Raw genomic sequence first — 430 nt, forward strand, 5'->3', positions numbered from 1 at the left:
AGTACCCGTTGGAGTTACCTTGGCAAACTCTGGACTATAAGTAGCAGTCACTTCCGTTCCGTTTTTATCGACACGTTTCACGGTAACTGGATCTGGTGTACCAACATATTGTTTTTCAGGTGTGAAAGTCACTGCTCCATCTGGAGTGATGGTGTATGTTCCTTGGCCTGGAATGGTCTTCTTCTTGTTGCCGTCTGCGAAGCTTGGCTCCACTGTGTCATCGATTGGAACCAGCGGATCACCACCTGTGAAGGTTGGGGTACCCGTTTGAGGAACACCTTGCGGACCAGTGCTAGTCGCATTGGTAACTGTTGGAGTTACTTTAGTGAACTCTGGACTGTATGTTGCAGTTACTGGCGTGCCATTCTTATCGACGCGTTTTACAGAGATTGGATTCGGTTTACCTACAAATTGCTTGTCTGGGGTGAAG

1 protein-coding gene is annotated in these 430 nt (G+C 47.9%); it reads right to left on the reverse strand.

What is annotated here, in order from left to right:
* Positions 1 to 430, reverse strand: a 430-nt coding sequence (locus RG608_RS11570) for a hypothetical protein (RefSeq protein ID WP_308947005.1), incomplete at both ends; no start/stop codon positions are given.

This window comes from Streptococcus sp. IsoGale022, assembly GCF_031142805.1.
GTDB lineage: Bacteria > Bacillota > Bacilli > Lactobacillales > Streptococcaceae > Streptococcus > Streptococcus sanguinis_A.